At 63.9% G+C, this 18332-nt stretch carries 18 protein-coding genes; 9 read left to right on the forward strand and 9 right to left on the reverse strand.

Features of this window, described 5'->3' with window-relative positions:
• Positions 1–57: 57 nt before the first annotated feature.
• The gene (locus tag P6U25_RS03825; RefSeq protein WP_407150132.1) at positions 58–540 is read right to left on the reverse strand and encodes a CinA family protein; all 483 of its coding nucleotides are present in this window, start codon (positions 538–540) and stop codon (positions 58–60) included.
• Between the two features lie 159 nt (positions 541–699).
• Here P6U25_RS03825 and P6U25_RS03830 point away from each other — a divergent pair, with 159 nt between their 5' ends.
• The 4 genes from P6U25_RS03830 (at position 700) to P6U25_RS03845 (ending at position 4607) form a co-directional block, all read left to right on the forward strand.
• Entirely contained in the window at positions 700–1776 is a 1077-nt protein-coding gene (locus tag P6U25_RS03830) for an amidohydrolase family protein (RefSeq protein ID WP_407150133.1), read from the forward strand.
• Entirely contained in the window at positions 1773–2882 is a 1110-nt protein-coding gene (locus tag P6U25_RS03835) for an amidohydrolase family protein (protein WP_407150134.1), read from the forward strand. Before P6U25_RS03830 ends, P6U25_RS03835 begins: the two co-directional genes overlap by 4 nt.
• Complete coding sequence (locus P6U25_RS03840) at positions 2883–3296, forward strand: Rieske (2Fe-2S) protein (protein ID WP_407150135.1); 414 nt, start codon at positions 2883–2885, stop codon at positions 3294–3296.
• A gap of 435 nt (positions 3297–3731) precedes the next feature.
• Positions 3732–4607: a cytochrome c oxidase assembly protein gene (locus tag P6U25_RS03845; protein WP_407150136.1), complete on the forward strand. Its 876-nt coding sequence runs from the start codon at positions 3732–3734 to the stop codon at positions 4605–4607.
• Positions 4608–4688: 81 nt separating this feature from the next.
• On the opposite strand, the gene tcuB is transcribed toward P6U25_RS03845, so the two are convergent.
• From tcuB to P6U25_RS03870, 5 genes are all read right to left on the reverse strand, one after another.
• Positions 4689–5795, reverse strand: a complete 1107-nt coding sequence (gene tcuB / locus P6U25_RS03850) for a tricarballylate utilization 4Fe-4S protein TcuB (protein ID WP_407150137.1) — start codon at positions 5793–5795, stop codon at positions 4689–4691.
• A 16-nt stretch (positions 5796–5811) separates the two neighbouring features.
• Entirely contained in the window at positions 5812–6846 is a 1035-nt protein-coding gene (locus P6U25_RS03855) for an esterase (protein ID WP_407150138.1), read from the reverse strand.
• Positions 6847–7033: 187 nt separating this feature from the next.
• A complete protein-coding gene (tcuA, locus tag P6U25_RS03860; RefSeq protein ID WP_407150139.1) occupies positions 7034–8434 on the reverse strand; it encodes an FAD-dependent tricarballylate dehydrogenase TcuA in 1401 nt (466 codons plus the stop codon).
• A 79-nt stretch (positions 8435–8513) separates the two neighbouring features.
• Positions 8514–9824, reverse strand: coding sequence for an MFS transporter (locus P6U25_RS03865; RefSeq protein WP_407150141.1), 1311 nt, complete (start codon positions 9822–9824; stop codon positions 8514–8516).
• A gap of 176 nt (positions 9825–10000) precedes the next feature.
• Entirely contained in the window at positions 10001–10900 is a 900-nt protein-coding gene (locus tag P6U25_RS03870) for a transcriptional regulator GcvA (RefSeq protein ID WP_407150142.1), read from the reverse strand.
• A 118-nt stretch (positions 10901–11018) separates the two neighbouring features.
• Here P6U25_RS03870 and P6U25_RS03875 point away from each other — a divergent pair, with 118 nt between their 5' ends.
• Together P6U25_RS03875 and P6U25_RS03880 are read left to right on the forward strand one after the other, a co-directional pair.
• Entirely contained in the window at positions 11019–11222 is a 204-nt protein-coding gene (locus tag P6U25_RS03875; RefSeq protein ID WP_407150143.1) for a DUF1127 domain-containing protein, read from the forward strand.
• Positions 11223–11292: 70 nt separating this feature from the next.
• Positions 11293–11916, forward strand: coding sequence for a GNAT family N-acetyltransferase (locus tag P6U25_RS03880; protein ID WP_407150144.1), 624 nt, complete (start codon positions 11293–11295; stop codon positions 11914–11916).
• A gap of 228 nt (positions 11917–12144) precedes the next feature.
• Here P6U25_RS03880 and P6U25_RS03885 read toward each other — a convergent pair whose 3' ends face one another.
• Both P6U25_RS03885 and P6U25_RS03890 read right to left on the reverse strand, forming a co-directional pair.
• On the reverse strand, positions 12145–12975 hold the full coding sequence (locus tag P6U25_RS03885) for an enoyl-CoA hydratase (protein WP_407150145.1): 831 nt from the start codon (positions 12973–12975) through the stop codon (positions 12145–12147).
• A 201-nt stretch (positions 12976–13176) separates the two neighbouring features.
• Positions 13177–13878, reverse strand: coding sequence for an SDR family NAD(P)-dependent oxidoreductase (locus tag P6U25_RS03890; protein ID WP_407150146.1), 702 nt, complete (start codon positions 13876–13878; stop codon positions 13177–13179).
• Positions 13879–13948: 70 nt separating this feature from the next.
• Between P6U25_RS03890 and P6U25_RS03895 the strand changes: the two genes are divergently transcribed.
• The 3 genes from P6U25_RS03895 (at position 13949) to P6U25_RS03905 (ending at position 17837) form a co-directional block, all read left to right on the forward strand.
• Positions 13949–15730 (forward strand): acyl-CoA dehydrogenase family protein, encoded by a 1782-nt coding sequence (locus tag P6U25_RS03895; RefSeq protein ID WP_407150147.1) that lies wholly within the window; start codon positions 13949–13951, stop codon positions 15728–15730.
• A 195-nt stretch (positions 15731–15925) separates the two neighbouring features.
• Positions 15926–17014, forward strand: coding sequence for a Zn-dependent alcohol dehydrogenase (locus P6U25_RS03900; protein WP_407150148.1), 1089 nt, complete (start codon positions 15926–15928; stop codon positions 17012–17014).
• 217 nt (positions 17015–17231) lie between these two features.
• The gene (locus P6U25_RS03905) at positions 17232–17837 is read left to right on the forward strand and encodes a 2-hydroxychromene-2-carboxylate isomerase (protein ID WP_407150149.1); all 606 of its coding nucleotides are present in this window, start codon (positions 17232–17234) and stop codon (positions 17835–17837) included.
• Positions 17838–17965: 128 nt separating this feature from the next.
• Here P6U25_RS03905 and P6U25_RS03910 read toward each other — a convergent pair whose 3' ends face one another.
• The gene (locus tag P6U25_RS03910; RefSeq protein ID WP_407150150.1) at positions 17966–18319 is read right to left on the reverse strand and encodes a nuclear transport factor 2 family protein; all 354 of its coding nucleotides are present in this window, start codon (positions 18317–18319) and stop codon (positions 17966–17968) included.
• Positions 18320–18332 lie beyond the last annotated feature (13 nt).

Consider the following 18332-nt stretch of genomic DNA (forward strand, 5'->3'; position numbering starts at 1 on the left):
CGCTACACAACCGTTCCCGGATTTCGCTGCGCTCCATCCGGGCTACGATCCGGGCGATCACCGCGACAGATTCTTCAGCAGCAACTGCAGCGCCGCCTTGGCGAACGCCTGCATGTTGGCCTGCCGGTCGTTGCCGCCGGTCTCGAGCGTGATCACCTGCTGTTGTGGTCCGGCGACCGCCATGCAGGTATGGCCGGCGGCGTCGCCGTAGCGGTTGCCGGTCGGGCCGGCTGCACCGGTTTCCGACAATCCCCAATCGGTCGAGAGGCGTTCGCGAATCTGCCGCGCGAGCAGTTGCGCGTAGGGCTCGGACGCCGAGCGGATGCCGCGCATGGCATCGTCCGGAATATCCATCAGCGCGCGCCGGGCGTCGCGCGTGTAGATCACTCCGCCGCCGATGAAATAGGCCGACGCCCCGGGCACCGCGAGCAGCGATGCGGAGATCAGTCCCCCGGTCGAGGATTCCGCGACGGCGATCGTCTGCCTGTTCGCGATCAGTTTTGCGGCGATCTGCTCGGCGATGGATACGAGCTCGGTCATCGGCAGCCTTTCTGTTGTGCCATGAAAATTATCCGGGGCGTCCTGCCGTCCTAGCACACCACATCGCCCTCTGCCGAGTTGCCCGCCACCGGCAGGCCTGCTTGAATGCCGTCCAAACAAGTTGGCGTCGCCACGGGCGCGCCGATCAGAGGAAACATCATGACGTCGCCCATCGCGGGCGGCGTGGATTGCGATCTGCATCCCGCCGTGCCTCATCTCACCAGCCTGCTGCCTTACTTGAACGACTACTGGCGCGACCAGGTGACGACGCGCGGCATGACGGACCTGATCTCGCAGTCCTATCCGCTCAATTCGCCGATCTCGTCGCGGCCGGACTGGCGGCCGGCGCAGGGCAAGCCGGGCTCTGCTATCGCCGACATGCAGCGTCAGGCGCTCGACAAGTTCGGCACGGCCTACGGCATCTGCAATCCGCTCTACGGCGTGCAAATGGTGTTCTCCGAGGACATGGCGAACGCGTTCTGCCGCGCGCTGAACGACTGGCTGGTGAAGGAATGGCTCGACAAGGATGATCGCCTGCGCGGCTCGATCGTGATTCCAGTGCAAAGCATCGAGAAGGCGGTCGCCGAGATCGAGCGTTGCGCGCAGGATAAGCGCTTCGTGCAGGTGCTGATGCTGGTCATGGGCGACACGCCGCTCGGCAAGCGCCATTATTGGCCGATCTACGCGGCGGCCGAGCGCCTTGGGCTACCGATCGGCATCCATGCCGGCAGCGCCTATCACAATCCGCCGACGTCGGTCGGCTGGGGCTCCTATCACATCGAGGATTATGTCGCGCAGGCGCAGGCGTTCCAGACCCAGCTCACCAGCCTGATCGTCGAGGGCGTGTTCGCGCGCCATCCGAGCCTGAAGATGGTGATGCTGGAATCGGGCTTCACCTGGCTGCCACCTTTCCTGTGGCGGCTGCACAAGTTCTGGCGCGGCGTGCGCATGGAAACGCCGTGGGTCGACCGCGCGCCGCTGGAGATTGTGCGCAGCAACATCCGTTTCTCGCTGCAACCGGTCGACGCGCCGCCGGAACCCGATACGCTGAACCGGTTGTTCGACCATATGCAGTCGGACGAATTGCTTCTATTCTCGACCGACTATCCGCATTGGCAGTTCGACGGCGATGACGTGCTGCCGGAGGGATTATCGCCGGATCTCGTGCGCAAGATCATGGTCGACAACCCACACGCGACTTATACGCGCTTGAAAGTCAGGGAGACGACGTCATGAACGTCCAGCTTCGCGAACGCCCGCAAGCCGCATCGTCCACCGCCATCAAGACCGCGATTGCCGATTGCGACATCCATCCGGCGCGCGCGACGGCGGACGAACTGTATCCGTTCCTGGCAAAGCGCTGGCATGCGCATCTCGAAACCTTCGGCGTTCATGCCTATCAGGGCATGATGGGCGGACCGCCCTATCCAAAGGCGCAGCCCAACGCCTCCCGCCGCGATGCCTATCCGCCGGAGGGCGGCCCGCAGGGCTCTTCGCTGTCCTTCATGCAGAAGCAGCTTCTCGACCCCAACAACGTCGCGCTCGGGGTGCTCAATCCGCTCAACACCGGGCAGGGCGTTCGCAACCAGGATCTCGCCGGCGCGATCTGCTCGGCGGTCAACGACTGGCAGATCGAGAAATGGACCAGCAAGGATTCCCGGCTGAAGGGCTCGATCGTCGTCGCCAATGAGGACGGCGTCTCGGCCGCCGCTGAAATCCGCAAGCGCGCGGGCGACAAGAACTTCGTCCAGGTCCTCCTGCTCAGCCGCAACGTCGAGCCGCTCGGTCAGCGCCGCTACTGGCCGATTTACCAAGCCGCGGAAGAGGCCGGGCTGCCGATCGGCGTGCATGCCTTCGGCTTCGGCGGCAATCCCATCACCGCATCGGGCTGGCCGAGCTATTACATCGAGGAGATGGTTGGCCATTCGCAGTGTCAGCAGACCGCGCTGGCGAGCCTCGTGCTCGAAGGCGTGTTCGAGCGCTTCCCGAAATTGAAGATGGTGATGGTCGAAGCCGGCTTCGGCTGGGCGCCGTCGTTGGCCTGGCGGCTCGACAAGGTGTTCGCGCGGCTGCACGCCGAGGTGCCGCATCTGAAACGCAAGCCGTCGGACTATATCCGCGACCACATCTGGTGGACGACGCAGCCGATGGAGGATCCGGAAAGTCGCGACCATCTGTTCCAGACCATCGAATGGATCGGCTGGGACAAGCTGTTGTTCGCGACCGACTATCCGCACTGGGATTACGACGACCCGTCGCGCGTGTTGCCGGCCGGCGTCAGCGACGCCAACAAGCAGGCGTTCTATCTCGACAATGCGAAGAAGCTCTACGGTATTGCATAAATGGCGCGTCATGTGGTTGCCCCGGTGGATGAGCTGCCGCCGGGTTCGCGAAAATTCATCGAGATCGACGGACGGCCGATCGCGGTCTTCAACGTCAAGGGCGAGTTCTTCGGTCTGTTGAACCGCTGCCCGCATCAGGGCGCGGCGCTCTGTGAGGGCCCGCTGATCGGCCTGGCATCGTCATCCGATCCAGGCGAGATCGAATACACCAAGCTCGGCGAGATCCTGCGCTGCCCGTGGCACGGCTGGGAGTTCGACATCCGCACCGGCCAGTCCTATTGCGATCCCCGCCGCTTCCGCGTGCGCGCCTATCCGGTCAATGTCGAGGCAGGCACGAACCTCGTCAAAGGGCCCTATGTGGCCGAGACCATTAAGGTCGCTGTCGAGAGCGACTACGTGGTGGTGGACCTGTAGCCGCGATCTTCCCGGTATCCGTGTTCACGGGATCCCGGTATCGATGAGCGTCGTGCGAAAGTTCCTGATGCGTGCGTTTGGGCGCCCTCGGGGTCTCCTCGGCAGCCCTGGCAGTCACTGCGGCGCGCCGCTCATCATGATCTGCCGCTCCCACGCATAGCGAGCACCGGTGCCACGAAGCGGTACATGGCGGAGACGATCGCGGTGTCGGTCGAGAGCGATTACATCGAACTTCCCGTGGAACGCGATCACAAGGTCGTCAAATAGCACTGGAAGCCTGTTGATATCCTGCTTTGCGATTCTTGCTCGCATTCGTCGGTGGACGGCCCGGCTACATCGGTCTACATCCGTCAGGTGCCGGGGGCGGCCGCGTAAGGAGTGGACATGGGGTCGCGGTACCGGAGACACCTGAATGTTCTTTTGCCGTGCTTGGTCGTGCTCGGCATCATGTTCGGGCTGGTGGCCTATGCGCCGGAACTGTACCGCGCATTCTGCGGTGCCACCGGATATGGAGGGACGACGCAGCGGGCGTATTCCGATCCGACGACCACTTCCGACAAGACAGTGACGGTCGCGTTCGACAGCAATGTCGCGCCGGGCTTGCCGTGGCGGTTCGAGCCGGAACAACGCTTTGTTACGGTTCACCTCGGCGAACAAAAGCTCGTATTCTTCACAGCCGAAAACCTCAGCAACGAGTCGATCGTCGGACACGCTGCATTTAACGTCACGCCCGAGACGAGCGGTATCTATTTCAACAAGATTCAATGCTTCTGCTTCAATGAGGAGCGTCTCGATCCGCATCAGAAGGTCGAAATGCCCGTTGTCTTTTTCGTCGATCCGGCCTTTGCGAAGGATCCGGACAACCTCCACGTCGATACAATCACGCTCAGCTATACGTTTTTTCGCTCGGCGAATCCCTCACAGAGCAAGAACCTTTCACGCTTCCTGGCCGATGCCGCGCCGGATCCCGCCCACGGCCAGCAGCTCTTCACCGAACGGTGCACGGCATGTCATGCGTTGGATGCCAATAAGGCCGGCCCCGTACTTGGCGGCGTCGTGGGCCGCAGGGCCGGCTCGGCCCCCGGATACCACTATTCGCCGGCACTAAAGACGGCCGGTCTCACCTGGTCTACGGATAATCTTGATCGGTGGCTGGCCGATCCGCAGAAACTGGTACCCGGGGCACGCATGCCGGTGCGTGTGCTCGACGCTCCATCGCGCCGCGACATCGTCGCTTACCTGCAGAAGGTAGGCCAGCAGCACATCAACCGGACTGGTTCGAACACGGCCGCATCGGACGGAGAATACTAGCCCGACGCTCGGGCAAATGCGACGGTGAGGGTAGATCAGTCCGGCAAGGCTCGGGCAGGCAATGCCCCGAAGTGACGGGAGCTACGAATGCTCCATCATCCGTCGTTCTCGCGCATAGCGCACCAGCGCGACGAAGCGGTAGATGCCGTGCACGAACTTGCCATAGGGCATGGTGATGAACAGCGCGAACACCACGCCGAGATGCAGCGCTAACAGCGGGCCCATCGCGCCGGTCTCGCGCCAGAATAGCAGCGCAAGGCCGCTGATGCTGGTCAGGAACAGCATCGCGATGAACGCGGTGTCCATGCCCATGCGCTGCTCGTCGACCAGCACGCGGTCGCGCTTCCATTTCTCAGTGAATATGCCGATCGGGCCGATCACGAGGCCGATGCCGCCGAGTGTTCCGAGCACGACAGGCAGGTCCCACCACGCATACGGCGCCTCGCGTGCCAGCAGATAATGATAGAGCGTGCCGACGCAGGTTGCGGCGAAGCACAGGGCAAAGCCGTAGAAGGTGAAATGGTGATACAGCTTGCGACGGTCGGTCGGGCGGTCGTCCTCGTTGAAGCAGCCGACCCCGCCGCCGTCGAGATAGCGCAACTCGCCGGCTTCGCGGATCGCCTGCAGCAGCGCCTTGCTGTCCGTCCTCATGCCGACAGGCTCGCCGATGTCGCGCCAGAACGCGCGCACGCCCATGACCAGCGCAAGAATCGCATAGAGGAAGGCCAGGCCGAACAGCAGCGCCATCGCGTTGTGCGGCATCAATCGATAGAACGCGCCGGGGCCGGTGTGGATGCCATAGAGCACGGCGCGGTCGTTGGCCGCGGCGAAGCCGAAGATGAAGATGGCGACGCTCAGTGCCGCGATCAGGCTGATGACGAGGCCGTTGCGCGCAAACGCGCCGGCAAGCGCGCGCGGCCAGGCATAGGCGGCGTAGGACTCGGCGCGGGCGATCGCGAGCGTCTGCGGCACATTGACGTTGAATTCGTGCGGCGGCGAAAACTGGCAGTCGGTGTAACAGGCACCGCAGGCATGGCAGAGATTGGCGAGGTAGTTGAGGTCGCCATCGGTGAAGGCGCGGCGCATCTCCATCGCGGGGAACACCGCGCACAGGCCCTCGCAATAGCGGCAGGAGTTGCACACCGTCATCAGACGGTCGGCTTCCTGCAAGATCCTGGTCCCGTGCATCGTCTTGTCTATCCCGCTACTTCTTCGTCAGCCCCTTGCCTTCCAGCCATGTCTGGATCAGGCCGGCGACTTCGGCGTTGTTCTTGTCCATCATCATCATGTGCGAATTGCCCTTGATGCCGACCTTCGGCAGGTCGACGACGTCGACGCTGCCGCCGGCGGCCTTGATGGCATCGGCAAAGGCGACGCCGGTGGCGCGGATCTTCGGCCAGCGCGAATCGCGCTCGATGTAGTCGCCATAGACGATCAGCGTCGGGATATCCTTCAGCGCATCGACCTTGGCGGGATCGCCGACGCCGGCCGGCTCGATCGCGATCAGCGCCTTCACCTTGTCGGGCCGTGCCTGCGCGACCTTGAAGCCGAAGGTGCCTGCCTGGCTATGGAACAGGATGATGCAGGGCCCGACGCGATCGATTTCAGCGATATAGGCCGCGATCGTCGCATCATCGGTGGTGGTCCAGCGCGGCACGTTCTGCTTGACGAAGTTCTCATAGCCCTCGTTCGGAAATTGGCTTCCCGGCATCAGCCTCCGCTTGGCGGGATCTGGATCGTATGAACCCGGACCGTCGCCGATGCGAAAGCGCTCGAACGGATTGGCGGTGGTGAGAAACACCGGGTCGCCCTTGAAGATATCGGGATATTGCGCCCAGCCGGCGCGGCCACGCTCGACAGCGTCTGAATTGTAGACGCTCCAGCCCTTGCGCAGGAAGTAGGTCAGCCAGCCCTCGCGGCCGTCCGGGGTGGTCTCGTAGGTGACGCCGGTCAGTCCGCCGCCGTGCCACAGCAGCAGCGGATAGGCGCCCGTCTCGTGCTGCGGCAGGAAGTACTGCACGTACATCTGCTCAACCTGGTAGGTGCCGTTCGGATCGACTTTTGCCGGCACGCCACCCGGCGTGAAGGTAACCTCCTTCACCGGCTTGCCTTTGATCTCGACGAGGCGGCCGCCGACATGGAACGAGCCCATGTCGCGCAGCGCGATCGGCTCGGCGGCGTGCGTGGCGGTCGACGCCATCAGGATGGCGGCAGCGGAGATAAGTGCAAATCGCGACATCGGTGCTCCCGCTTTCTTCTCCCTCTTCCCGCTCTTCGCGGGGTCGAGACGAGCGAAGCTCGCTCTTAGAGGGTCGGGGTGATTGGCTCTTTCTATGAACCGAGCTCGCGGAGCGTCCCCCTCACCCGGATTGCTTCGCAATCCGACCTCTCCCCGCAGGCGGGGCGAGGTGAGCAGGACGCGGCGCTCAGTTCCGCGCATGCTTCGCCGCTTCCCGGCCGGCGACGCGGCCGAACACGCTGCCGATGGTCATGCCGATGCCGGCGGCATATCCCTTGCCCAGCACGTTGCCGGCCATGATCTCGCCGGCGGCGAACATGTTGGCGGAGGGCTTGCCATCCTTCATCAGGATCCGCGCCTGCTTGTTCACGCGGGTGCCGAGATAGGTGAAGGTGATGCCGGGCCGCACCGGATAGGCGAGGTAAGGCGGCGCCTCGATCTTGCGCGCCCAATGCGTCTTTGGCGGCGTGATGCCCTCGGTGCGGCAGTCGTCGAGGATGGTGTGGTCGAAGGTGCCTGGTCGCACCGCGGCGTTGAATTCGGTGATGGTCTTCTCCAGCGCGCTCGCATCGAGCTCGAGCTTGCCGGCGAGTTCGGCAATCGTCGCGCCCGCGATCGGTGGAAACAGCGTCGGCATGAAGCTGGTGACCACAGTCGAATCGAAGATGATGTAGGCGATCTGGTCCGGCTGCGCCGCGACCAGCCGGCCCCAGATCGCATAGCGCTTCGGCCAGATGTCCTCGCCCTCGTCGTAGAATCGCTCCGCGTGCTTGTTGACGACGATGCCGAACACGACAGAGTCGTGGCGCGTGATGATGCCGCCGTCGAATTTCGGCGCGCGCGCGTCGATCGCCACCGCGTGGCATTGCGTCGGATCGCCGACCTCCTGCACGCCCTTGGTGAGCAGCATCTTCAGGATCGAACCGCGGTTATAGGGCGTGCCGCGGATCAGGAAATTGTCGGCGGCCTCGCCCCAATGTTCCTTCAGCCATTCGATGTTGGCCTCGAACCCGCCGGCCGCCGCCACCAGGGTCGAGGCGCGTACCTCGGTCTTGCCGTTCACTGGTTGCTTCAATTGAGCCGAAAGGAACATGCCGTCCTCGACCCGGAGATCGATCACCTCGGCGTCATAGAGGATGTCGACGCCGATCTCCTCGGCGGTACGATACAGTGCGTTGAGCATGGCGCGGCCGCCGCCAAGGAAGAACGAGTTGGTGCGGCCGAGGCTCAGCGTGCCGCCGAGTGAGGGCTGCCAGCGCACGCCCTGTTCGACGATCCAGTTCAGGATGTCCTTGGACTCGTGGATCATGAAGCGGGCCAGTTCCTCGTCGGTCTGGCCGCCGGTCACCAGCAGCAAATCCTTCCAGAATTCCTCTTCGGTGTAGGGGCCGGTGAGGATCTCGGTCGCCGCGTCGTGGGCGCAGCGCATGTTGCGGGTGTGTCGGGTGTTGCCGCCGCGGTAGAACTTCGGCGCGCCTTCCAGCACCAGCACCGAAGCGCCCGCCCGTCTGGCGCTGATCGCAGCGCAGAGGGCAGCATTGCCGCCCCCGATCACCAGCACGTCGAACCTGCGCGTCAAGTCAACCATGCGCTCTTGTTATCGTTGCTGGCATGGAAAGCAACACGGCCGGGCGGATACCTGATCCGCCCGGCCGTGATGTGGAATATCAGGCCACCACCGTCTCGCGCTGCGCGGCCGTCTGGCCGCCGCGATAGACGATTAGTGCGGCAGTGATGCCGAGCGCCGCGGCGCACATCAGCCAGAAGCCCGGCGAGGCCTTGTCGCCGGTATGCTGGATCAGCCAGGTCGAGGCGAACGGCGTGAAGGTGCCGAACAGTCCTGCCGCCAGCGCGAATGCCAGCGAGAAGCAGGTGGTGCGGACATGCGCCGGCACGATCTCGACCAGGCAGCCCAGCATGGTGCCGCTGTAGACGCCGAAATAGAACGAGAACATCATCTCGACCGCCAGCATCTTGCCGAAGGTGGGATCGGTGACCAGCCAGTGCAGTGCCGGATAGGCGGTCACGAAGGACAGGCCCGCGATGGCGAGCAGCACCGGCTTGCGGCCAAGCCGGTCGGAGACCGCGCCGCCGACCGGATTCCAGATGAAGTTGGTCACCGCGACCAGCAGCGTAACCAGGAGCGCGTCACGGGTGGTCAGCTTCAGCACGCTCTTGCCGAAGGTCGGCGTATAGACCGTGACGAAGTAGAAGGTCGTGGTGGTCAGCACCGCGATCATCATGCCCAGAATGACGATGCGCCAATTCGCCATTGCCGATGCGAACACCTCGCTTGCGGTCGGGTGCTTCTTCATCGCCAGGAACGCCGGGGTTTCCTCCAGCGTCCGACGCAGGAAGAAGATCACCGGAATGATCAGGCACCCGACGAAGAACGGGATGCGCCAGCCCCAGGCCGCGACGGTGTCGGCCGGCATGCTCTCGTGGAGCACGTAGCCGAGAATCGAGGCGACGAAGATCGCGACCTGCTGGCTCGCCGACTGGAACGAGGTATAGAAGCCGCGATTGCCCGGCGTGGCGATCTCCGCGAGATAGACCGAGACGCCGCCGAGCTCGACGCCGGCGGAGAAGCCCTGCAGCAGACGGGCGATCAGAACGATGACCGGCGCGGCAATGCCGATCGTCGCATAGCTCGGGCAGAACGCGATCACCACGGTGCCGATCGCCATGATCGAGAGCGTCACGATCAGGCCCTGGCGGCGGCCGATCTTGTCGATATAGGCGCCGAGCACGACCGCGCCGACCGGGCGCATCAGGGCGCCGAGCCAGAACACGCCGAATGCATTGAGCAGCGCCGCGGTCTCGTTCTGGGAAGGGAAGAAGGCTTTTGCAATCGCCTGGGCGTAGAAGCCGAACAGGAAGAAGTCGAATTGCTCGAGGAAATTGCCGCTGGTCGCACGCAGAATGGCTCCGATGCGCGACTTGATCTGCGGGACTTGCGGTGGATTCGACTGCGACATAACGCCCTTTCCTCTTGGTGGCAGACGGGCCGACGAAAATTGTCCCGCCAGCCAAGGCAGTTAGCTGCCCGTGCGGCAATTTGGCACGCCTGTCCGGCGCGACCAACCCGAAAAACGCGCTCAGACCATCGGAAAATAGCCGTACGAAAAAAAGCCTCGTTGCAGCCTGCGCGACATCAGGCCGTGGCGCGCGCGGTTGTGCTGAGCCAGTTCCGGAACGCCGCGAGCTTGGGTGTATCCGCCCGTCCCTGCGGGGAGACCAGGTAGAAGCCCGCGTCCGCCGGCAGCGTGATCTTGAAGGGAACCACGAGGCGGCCTTTGGCGATGTCGTCCTTCACATAAGAGGTCCGGCCCATCGCAACGCCGATCCCGTCGATCGCGGCCTGGACCGTCACGAAGGTGAGGTCGAAGGTGATGCCCGGCTGCCTCGATATGTCGTTCGGCAGCCCGGCCGCGGTCAGCCACAGCCGCCAGTCATCGCTGTTGGTGTTGCTGGTGTGCAGCAGCACGTGGTCGCGGAGGTCCTCGGGGCATTTCAGCGGCTTGTTTCCCTGCAGCAAGGATGGGCTGCACACCGGAAACAGTTCATCGGCCATCAGCCACTCAGCGCGCAGGCCGGACCATTGACCGCGGCCATAGCGGATCGCGGCATCGACTTTGTCGCGCTGGAAATCGACCAGGCTGGTCGACGTGGTGATGCGGACGTCGATGCCGGGATGCGCCTCCTGGAATGCCGAGAGCCGCGGCAGCAGCCATTTGGCGGCCAGCGAGGCGAGGGTGGAGACGGTCAGGACGCGGCCATCGTCTCTGCGCAGCAGGCGATCGGTCGCAAGCCGCAGGTCGTTGAAGGCGGCCCGCACGTTGGGAAGGTATTCGGCAGCTTCCGGCGTCAGGCTGAGTGAACGGTTCTGTCGCACGAACAGGCGGACGCCGAGCTCTTCCTCGAGCCGCCGGATCTGATGGCTGATCGCGGTCTGCGTCACGTTCAGTTCGGACGCCGCCAGCGTGAAGCTCATGTGCCGCGCAGCAGCCTCGAAGGCCCGCAGCCCGTTCAGCGAAGGCAGTCGGCTTGTCATTCGGGGATGGCTCCCAGCCTCATGACTTTAATTCATGCGAAGCGATACAAAATGTCGTTTGTGGAAGGCTCCGATGCCGCCGATATTAGCTCCCGCAGGTTACCGAAAGGAGCCGGAAATGTCCATTTTCACTCATCAATCGATGACAAATCATCATGTCGATAGCCTTTTTAACCAGGTGGGCGACACCCTGCACACATGGTGGGACCGCTACGAGCGCCGGCGCGAGCTGGCGCAGTGGTCGGAGCGCGACCTTCACGACATCGGCGTATCGCGGAGCGACGTGGCTTTCGAAATCGAAAAGCCGTTCTGGCGGGCCTGAGCAGGCCGTCAACGCCGGCGCCGCCTCGGTGGAGGGGCGTCGGCGAATTTCTTTGGCCGAGGAGCGTGTGATGGCTGCGCTGCGTCTCGATGATCTCAAGCAATATTCCGACGTGCTGCGTGCGAAGGACGGTCGCGAGATCAAGGTGCGGTTCGTCGAGCCGCGCGATCGCGAGGAGCTGCAGGGCTACATCCGCTCGCTCTCCGCGGGGTCACGTTACAATCGCTTCCTGGGCGCGCTGAGCGAGCTGCCGAAGCTGGAGCTCGAGCGTTTCATTCACATCGGCGAGGCTGACCGGTTCACGGTGGTCGCGACGATCGTTGTCGACGGCTTCGAGACCATCGTCGGCGAGGCCCGCTACGCCTTCCATGCCGACACGTCGAGCGTCGAGTTCGGCCTGTCGATCGACGACCGGTGGCAGGGCCACGGCATCGGCAAAGCACTCTTGAAAAATATTGAATGCCGCGCGGCGTCCTTCGGAGCCGGGCGCGTCTTCGGCGACACGCTCCGGTCCAACGCGACCATGATCGGGCTTGCGCGCAAGTCCGGTTACACCTTCACGAACAGTCCCGGCGACTGGAAGCTGGTGCGCGTCGAGAAGGAGATCCACGTCAAACCGCAAGAAAGTCCCTGTGCTAGCTGGCGGCTCGCTGCCGCTTCCCGCATGGCCGCGACGTCCTCGCTTGCGGTTTGATCCACTGCGCCCGGTTCTGGCCCCTCCAGAACCGGGCGTTTTTTCTTCTGGCTAAGTTCTTCAACCGGCGTGGCCCTCTTGCCTCCCCTTGAAAAGGGGCGGTCGCTTTGCTCGCCAGAGCAAAGCGGGTGGGGATCAGCTCTCTCCTTGAGCAACGGTGCGTGCGGCTGGACCCCATCCTGACCTTCCCCCTTTCAGGGGAAAGGAGAAGAGACTGCGCTGACGCGCCTAATTGCCCCGAAACACCGGCTTGCGTTTGTCGATGAAGGCCTGCACCGCTTCCTTGTGATCGGCCGTCGTGGTGAGCCGGATCAGCCGCTCGGCCTCGTGGTCGCGTGCGGTGGCGAAGTCGAACAGCAGCGCTTCATCGAGATTGTCCTTCATGTAGCGCAGCGCCAGGGTCGGGCCGTCGGCCATCGACTTGGCGAGCGCGAAGGCCTCGTCTTGCAGCGTCTCGTCCGGCACCACGCGATTGACGAGACCGATCTGCTCGCATCGCGTGGCGTCGACCTTCTCGGCCGTGAACATCAGCTCGCGGGCGCGCGCAGTGCCGACCAGGCGGGTGAGCAACCAGGCGATGCCGTAATCGCCGCTCAGCGCCACGCGCAGATAGCCGGTCGAGACGAAGGCGGATTGCGCGGCGATGCGCAGGTCGCAGGCCATCGCGAGCGCGAGCCCGGCGCCGACCGCGGGGCCGGGCAGCGCGGCGATGGTCGGCTTGCGCACCGAGGCGAGCGCACCGGTGAGCAGGCGCTGGCGTTCCTGCAGATCGGCGACCTTGTCCTCATAGGACATGTCGAGCTTCTTCTTGTCGCGATGCGCGCCCATGCCCTTGACGTTGCCGCCGGCGCAGAACGCCTGGCCGGCGCCGGTGAGCAGCAGCACGCCGACCTCGGGATTCTCGCCGCAGGTCCGGATCATCGTGCGCAGCGCCGGCGTCAGCGTGTCCGACATCGCGTTGCGCACCTCGGGGCGGTTCAGCGTGATGATGGCGACGCGGTCGCGGACCACGCAGAGCAGTTCGTCGGTGCCGGTCTCGATCTTGATTTCGCTGGTCATATCGCTCCCCAATATCTGTTGTGTTGTCCGGCCATTCCGGGTCTGGTGCTAACGCACTATCCCGGAATGACGGTGAACGTTGCTTCGTGGGCAAGGGCGCGAAGCGCCGTGCCCCCACCGTTCAACATTCTACTCGCGATGGTGGGCACGCCCGCGCTTTGCCCACCCTACGGTCTACGGTTTTACATGACTTCCGTCATCTCAAAACTTCTCGACCCAGGGCCGCAGTTCGAGCTCCCAGCTCCAGGCGCTGCGCGGCTGCTGCAGCACGTTCCAATAGCTCAAGGCAATCGCATCGGGATCGAGCGTCGAGTCCGGCCGGTCGGTGGGCTCGGTGCGAGCTGCGCTGCGGATGCCGCCATCAATCACGAAATGCGCGACATGGATTCCTTGCGGCGACAATTCGCGCGCCATGCTCTGCGCCAGGCCACGCAACGCGAACTTGCCCATCGCGAACGGCGCCGATTGCGCGTAGCCCTTCACGCTAGCGGATGCACCGGTGAACAGGATCGCGCCCTTCTTGTTCGGCAGCATGCGTTTCGCCGCCTCTTGCGCCACCAGGAAGCCGCCGAAGGCGGAAACCGCGATCGCCCGCTCGACCTCGGCTGGCACCAGTTCGAGGAACGGTCCGCGCATGCGGCCGGAGGCGTTGTAGACGACAACATCGGGTGTCCCGATCTCGCGCTCGACGAGGCCGAACAGCCGCTCCACGTCCTCGGCCTTGGTGGCGTCGCAGGCATAGGCGCGGGCGCCGGTCTCGGTGCAGAGTGCACCGAGCTTTTCGATGGTGCGCGCAGCCAGCGCTACGCGAATTCCCTCCCGCGAAAATAACCGCGCGAGCGAGGCGCTGAGTCCCTCGCCGGCGCCGACGATCAGAGCGATCTTGTACTTTGGCATGTCCATTGGGCTTTCCTTTGCGCTGCCGGAGGAGGATAGTCTTCCTGAAGAGATGAGTAACGAAGCCGGGAATTCAATGCAGCCGCTCAAGCAGGACCTCAAGCCGTCATCCGTCAGCCAGCCGGGCTTGCTAGCCCCCGACACGACCGGGATGAATTTCTACCGGGCCGATCCGGCGTTGACCGATCTCTTGAAATTGCATTTGCCTGACGCGCTGTTCCGCCACATCGAACCGCATCTCGATCGGCTCGGCGAGCTCGCCGGCGGCTATCTCGATGAATGCGCGAGGCTCGCCGACAGGCACGCGCCGGTGCTGCACCAGCGTGACAAATTCGGCCGCGACGTGCAGCATATCGAATACCACCCCGCCTATCGCGAGATCGAGAAGGTCGCCTTCGGCGAGTTCGGCATTCACGCGCTGTCGATCCGCAAGGGCATCATGGGCTGGCCGGACAAATATCCCGTCGTTGCCAAGCATGCCTTCACTTTCCTGTTCAACCAGACCGAATTCGGCATGGGCTGCCCGATCAACGTCACCGACGGCTGCGCCAAGCTGCTGGCGAATTTCGGCAGCGAGGCGTTGAAGGCGAAATATCTCGACGGCTTGACGCAGACCGACATGAGCAAGCTGACGCAAGGCGGCCAGTTCATGACGGAGAAGGAGGGCGGCTCGGACGTCGGCACGCTGACCACGCGGGCGGTGCAGGAGGGCGACCACTGGCGCCTCTATGGCGAGAAGTGGTTCTGCTCGAACGCCGATGCCAAAGTGGTGATGCTGCTGGCGCGCCCGGAGGGCGCGGGGCCGGGCACCCGCGGTGTCGGCCTGTTCCTGATGCCGCGTTTCCTCGACGACGGCTCGCAGAACCACTACCGGATCGTACGCCTGAAGGACAAGCTCGGCACCCGCTCGATGGCCTCCGGCGAGATCAAGCTCGATGGCGCGATCGCTTACGCCGTCGGCAAGCTCGATCGCGGCTTCGTGCAGATGGCCGAGATGGTGAACTCGTCGCGGCTGTCCAACGGCGTCAAGTCCACGGCGCTGATGCGCCGCGCCTGGCACGATGCGATCACGGTGGCGAGGGGGCGCGTGGTGTTCGGCCAGCGCATCATTGATCTGCCGCTGGCGCGGCGGCAGTTGATGAAGATCATGCTGCCGACCGAGCAGTCGCTGTCGATGAGCTTCCTGACGGCGGATTCGCTCGACCGCGCCGAGGCTGGCAGCCAGGATGCCGCGGCGCTGCTTCGCATCCTGACGCCGACGCTGAAATTCCGTGCCACGCGCGATGCAAGGAAGGTCTGCGGCGACGCGATGGAGATGCGCGGCGGCATCGGCTACATCGAGGAATTCGTCACGCCGCGGCTGCTGCGCGATGCGCATCTCGGGTCGATCTGGGAAGGCACCGGCAACATCGTCGCGATCGATGCGCTGAAGCGCGCGATCGGCCGTCATGGTGCGGATAGTGCGCTGGCTGCCGATTTGCACGCGCGGCTCGATGACAGCTCGAATGTGCCGCAGGCCTGGCGCAACCGGCTGCGCGATCTCAGCGACCGCGCGGTGGCGTTTGCGCGCGAGGTCGCCAGCCGCATCGACAATGAAGGTGATGCGCGACGCGCCACCAGCCTGCTGTACCATGTCGCAAGCGCGGTGGCGCTGGCGTGGGAGGGCGGGCGCATCCACGAGATGCGCGGCGATGCGCGCCGGTTGTTGCTGTCGCGGATGGTGATCGATCACCGCGTGATGCCGGGCGATCCGTTCCGGCTAACGGAAAATTCCGTTCAGCGCAGGATAACTGAGCACCTGCTCGGCGATCGCGCCGTCGGCATGGCCGAGGTTGGCGAACTGCTCGTCGCAGCGTAGGCTCGCCTGTGGCCGCTTGCGCAATCTCACCTCTCTCAAAGGGAGAGGTCGGATCGCGCCAGCGATCCGGGTGAGGGGTATCGCTCTATCGATCGATATCAACCCCTCACCCGGACCGCATCTTCGATGCGCTCCGATCTCTCCCTTGGGAGAGGTGGAGAGCGTACGTAACAATAAACATGAGAGGAAATTCCGATGAAGGCCGCCGTCCTGCATGAAGTCAACAAGCCGCTGGTGATCGAAGATGTCAGTGTGCCCAATCCGGGGCCGCGCGAGGTTCTGATCCGCACCGCGGTCGCGGGTCTCTGCCACTCCGATCTGCACTTCATGGAAGGGCTGTATCCGCATCCGCTGCCGGCCGTGCTCGGCCATGAATCGGCCGGTGTGGTCGAGAAGGTCGGCTCCGACGTCAACTACGTGAAGCCCGGCGATCACGTCGTCACCTGCCTGTCGGTGTTCTGCGGCACCTGCGACAACTGCACCACCGGCCGCACCGTGCTGTGCACCGATACCACGGTGAAGATGCTGCCCGGCGCATCCAACCGCCTGCAGTGGAACAGGAAGGAGAAGCTCAACCAGTTTCTCAATCTCTCGTCCTTCGCCGAGCAGATGCTGGTGCACGAGAACGCCATCGTGAAGATCAAAAAGGAGATGCCGCTCGATCTCGCAGCCCTGATCGGCTGCGGCGTCATCACCGGCTATGGCGCCGTGGTGAACACCGCGAAAGTGACCGCCGGCGAGACCGTGGCGGTGATCGGCTGCGGCGGCGTCGGCATGGCCGCGATCAACGGCGCACAGATCGCGGGCGCCGGCCGCATCATCGCGATCGACACCAATCCCGCGAAGCTGCAACTCGCCACCAAGCTTGGGGCCACCGATATCGTCGATCCCGCGAACGGCGACGTCGTGCAGCAGGTGCGCGAGTTGACCGGCGGCGGCGTGCAGCACTCGTTCGAGGTGCTCGGCCGCAAGGACACCGCCGAGCAGGCGTTCGGCATGCTCGCTGCCGGCGGCACCGCGACCATCGTCGGCATGATCCCGTTCGGCCAGAAGATCGAACTGCACGGCTTCGACTTCCTGCGCGAGCGCCGGATTCAGGGCTCGTCGATGGGCTCCAACCACTTCCGCGTCGACATGCCGCGCCTCGTCGATTTCTACATGCGCGGCAAGCTGCATCTGGAAGACTGGATCTCCGCCAAGCTGAAGCTCTCGGAAATCAACGAAGGCTTCGCCAACATGAAAGCCGGCAAGACGCTGCGCAGCGTGATCATGTTCGACAGCTAACCGGCTCGCCGCTCGTCATGCCCGGGCTTGACCCGGGCATCCATCCTTAAATGAATCTTGCAAAGGCGATGGATTGCCGGGGGCAAGCCCAGCAATGACGTCTTGGATTAACCGTCACATCTTCTACTCCAATATTTCGACAGATATCGTATTGTGACGTTAGCCGTGTTATGATTGTTCGGGATCCGCCGCCCACGCATCATCGACATGGCCATCCATGACCGCCGTCATCGACATCTTCTACGATTTCAGGTCGCCCTACGCCTATTTCGCTTCGCATCGTCTCCGCCGCGACGCGATCACGCAGCGCGGGCATGACTGGCGATGGTGCCCCGTTTCCATCGATGTTCTGCTGAATCTGCAGGCTGGACGCGAGCCGTGGGAAGCCTATGTCGATCCGTTGCCGAGGCCAAAGCGGGCGCATCTGATCGCGGACGTCCGGCGTCTTGCGGCGTATCACCACCTGCCGTTGCGTGCGCCGAAGCCGCCGCGACCGAATCCGGTTCCGGCATTGTGTCTAGCGCGTCTGCTCGGCGAAAAGGAGCGGCAGGCCTTCAGTTACGCTGTGTTCGATGCGCTGTGGCAGGAGCAACAGGACATCTCGACGCCGGAGGTGCTTCAGAGCTGTCTGGCGCAAGCGGGCGTGGAGACGCGCGAGCTCGATGCCGCATTCGACGATGCGGCGCGCGCCAATCTTGCCGAGGTCACCCGGCAGGCCTATGCACGCGGCGTGTTCGGCGTGCCCAGTTTTGTCGTCGGTGACGAGGTCTTCTTCGGCAGTGACAGGCTGGACTTGCTGCTCTGGAGGATCGAGAGGCCCTGACACCTCTCGTCATCCGACCGTGCGACGCAGTACGCCGGAAGTTGCGTGAATCACTGCGGCCGCCGAGTACTGGATGCCCCGCATGAAGCGGGGCATGACGGCGGAGCGTGTCGCTGCGAGCGTGACCCTTACCGCGCCACGTGCGCCGATACCGCGAGCCACTTGCCGTTCTGCCTCGCCCAGCAGTCGGTGTAACGCCCATGCGCGGGCTGGCCGTCCGCGCCGATGTAACTCGTTTGCGCGTGGATGATGGCGAAATCGCCGAGGATGCGGATCTTGACGTCCTCGGCCTTCAGGCCCTTGATCTTCGCCGGGATCGCGGTCTGCTTCAGGAACGCGGCACGATCGACAAGGCTCTTGTCGGGATTGGTGCAGTAGAAATCTTCCGCCAAGATTTCATCGAAGCGCTTGACGTCGCAATTCTGAACGGAATCGACATAATCCTTGTTGAGCTTTGTCAGCTCCTCGAGGTCTGCGCTCATTGGTTCCTCCCGC

Origin of the sequence: Bradyrhizobium sp. ORS 86, assembly GCF_045571475.1 — a bacterium.
Lineage (GTDB): Bacteria > Pseudomonadota > Alphaproteobacteria > Rhizobiales > Xanthobacteraceae > Bradyrhizobium.

Excerpts from the sequence above, each read along its gene's own strand:
- P6U25_RS03885 (WP_407150145.1), bottom strand. The coding sequence starts at position 12,975 with ATGACCAGCGAAATCAAGATCGAGACCGGCACCGACGAACTGCTCTGC.
- P6U25_RS03855 (WP_407150138.1), bottom strand. The coding sequence starts at position 6,846 with ATGTCGCGATTTGCACTTATCTCCGCTGCCGCCATCCTGATGGCGTCG.
- P6U25_RS03825 (WP_407150132.1), bottom strand. The coding sequence starts at position 540 with ATGACCGAGCTCGTATCCATCGCCGAGCAGATCGCCGCAAAACTGATC.
- P6U25_RS03875 (WP_407150143.1), top strand. The coding sequence starts at position 11,019 with ATGTCCATTTTCACTCATCAATCGATGACAAATCATCATGTCGATAGC.
- tcuB (WP_407150137.1), bottom strand. The coding sequence starts at position 5,795 with ATGCACGGGACCAGGATCTTGCAGGAAGCCGACCGTCTGATGACGGTG.
- P6U25_RS03905 (WP_407150149.1), top strand. The coding sequence starts at position 17,232 with ATGACCGCCGTCATCGACATCTTCTACGATTTCAGGTCGCCCTACGCC.
- P6U25_RS03890 (WP_407150146.1), bottom strand. The coding sequence starts at position 13,878 with ATGGACATGCCAAAGTACAAGATCGCTCTGATCGTCGGCGCCGGCGAG.
- P6U25_RS03840 (WP_407150135.1), top strand. The coding sequence starts at position 2,883 with ATGGCGCGTCATGTGGTTGCCCCGGTGGATGAGCTGCCGCCGGGTTCG.
- P6U25_RS03870 (WP_407150142.1), bottom strand. The coding sequence starts at position 10,900 with ATGACAAGCCGACTGCCTTCGCTGAACGGGCTGCGGGCCTTCGAGGCT.
- P6U25_RS03880 (WP_407150144.1), top strand. The coding sequence starts at position 11,293 with ATGGCTGCGCTGCGTCTCGATGATCTCAAGCAATATTCCGACGTGCTG.
- tcuA (WP_407150139.1), bottom strand. The coding sequence starts at position 8,434 with ATGGTTGACTTGACGCGCAGGTTCGACGTGCTGGTGATCGGGGGCGGC.
- P6U25_RS03865 (WP_407150141.1), bottom strand. The coding sequence starts at position 9,824 with ATGTCGCAGTCGAATCCACCGCAAGTCCCGCAGATCAAGTCGCGCATC.
- P6U25_RS03910 (WP_407150150.1), bottom strand. The coding sequence starts at position 18,319 with ATGAGCGCAGACCTCGAGGAGCTGACAAAGCTCAACAAGGATTATGTC.
- P6U25_RS03835 (WP_407150134.1), top strand. The coding sequence starts at position 1,773 with ATGAACGTCCAGCTTCGCGAACGCCCGCAAGCCGCATCGTCCACCGCC.
- P6U25_RS03895 (WP_407150147.1), top strand. The coding sequence starts at position 13,949 with ATGCAGCCGCTCAAGCAGGACCTCAAGCCGTCATCCGTCAGCCAGCCG.
- P6U25_RS03830 (WP_407150133.1), top strand. The coding sequence starts at position 700 with ATGACGTCGCCCATCGCGGGCGGCGTGGATTGCGATCTGCATCCCGCC.
- P6U25_RS03900 (WP_407150148.1), top strand. The coding sequence starts at position 15,926 with ATGAAGGCCGCCGTCCTGCATGAAGTCAACAAGCCGCTGGTGATCGAA.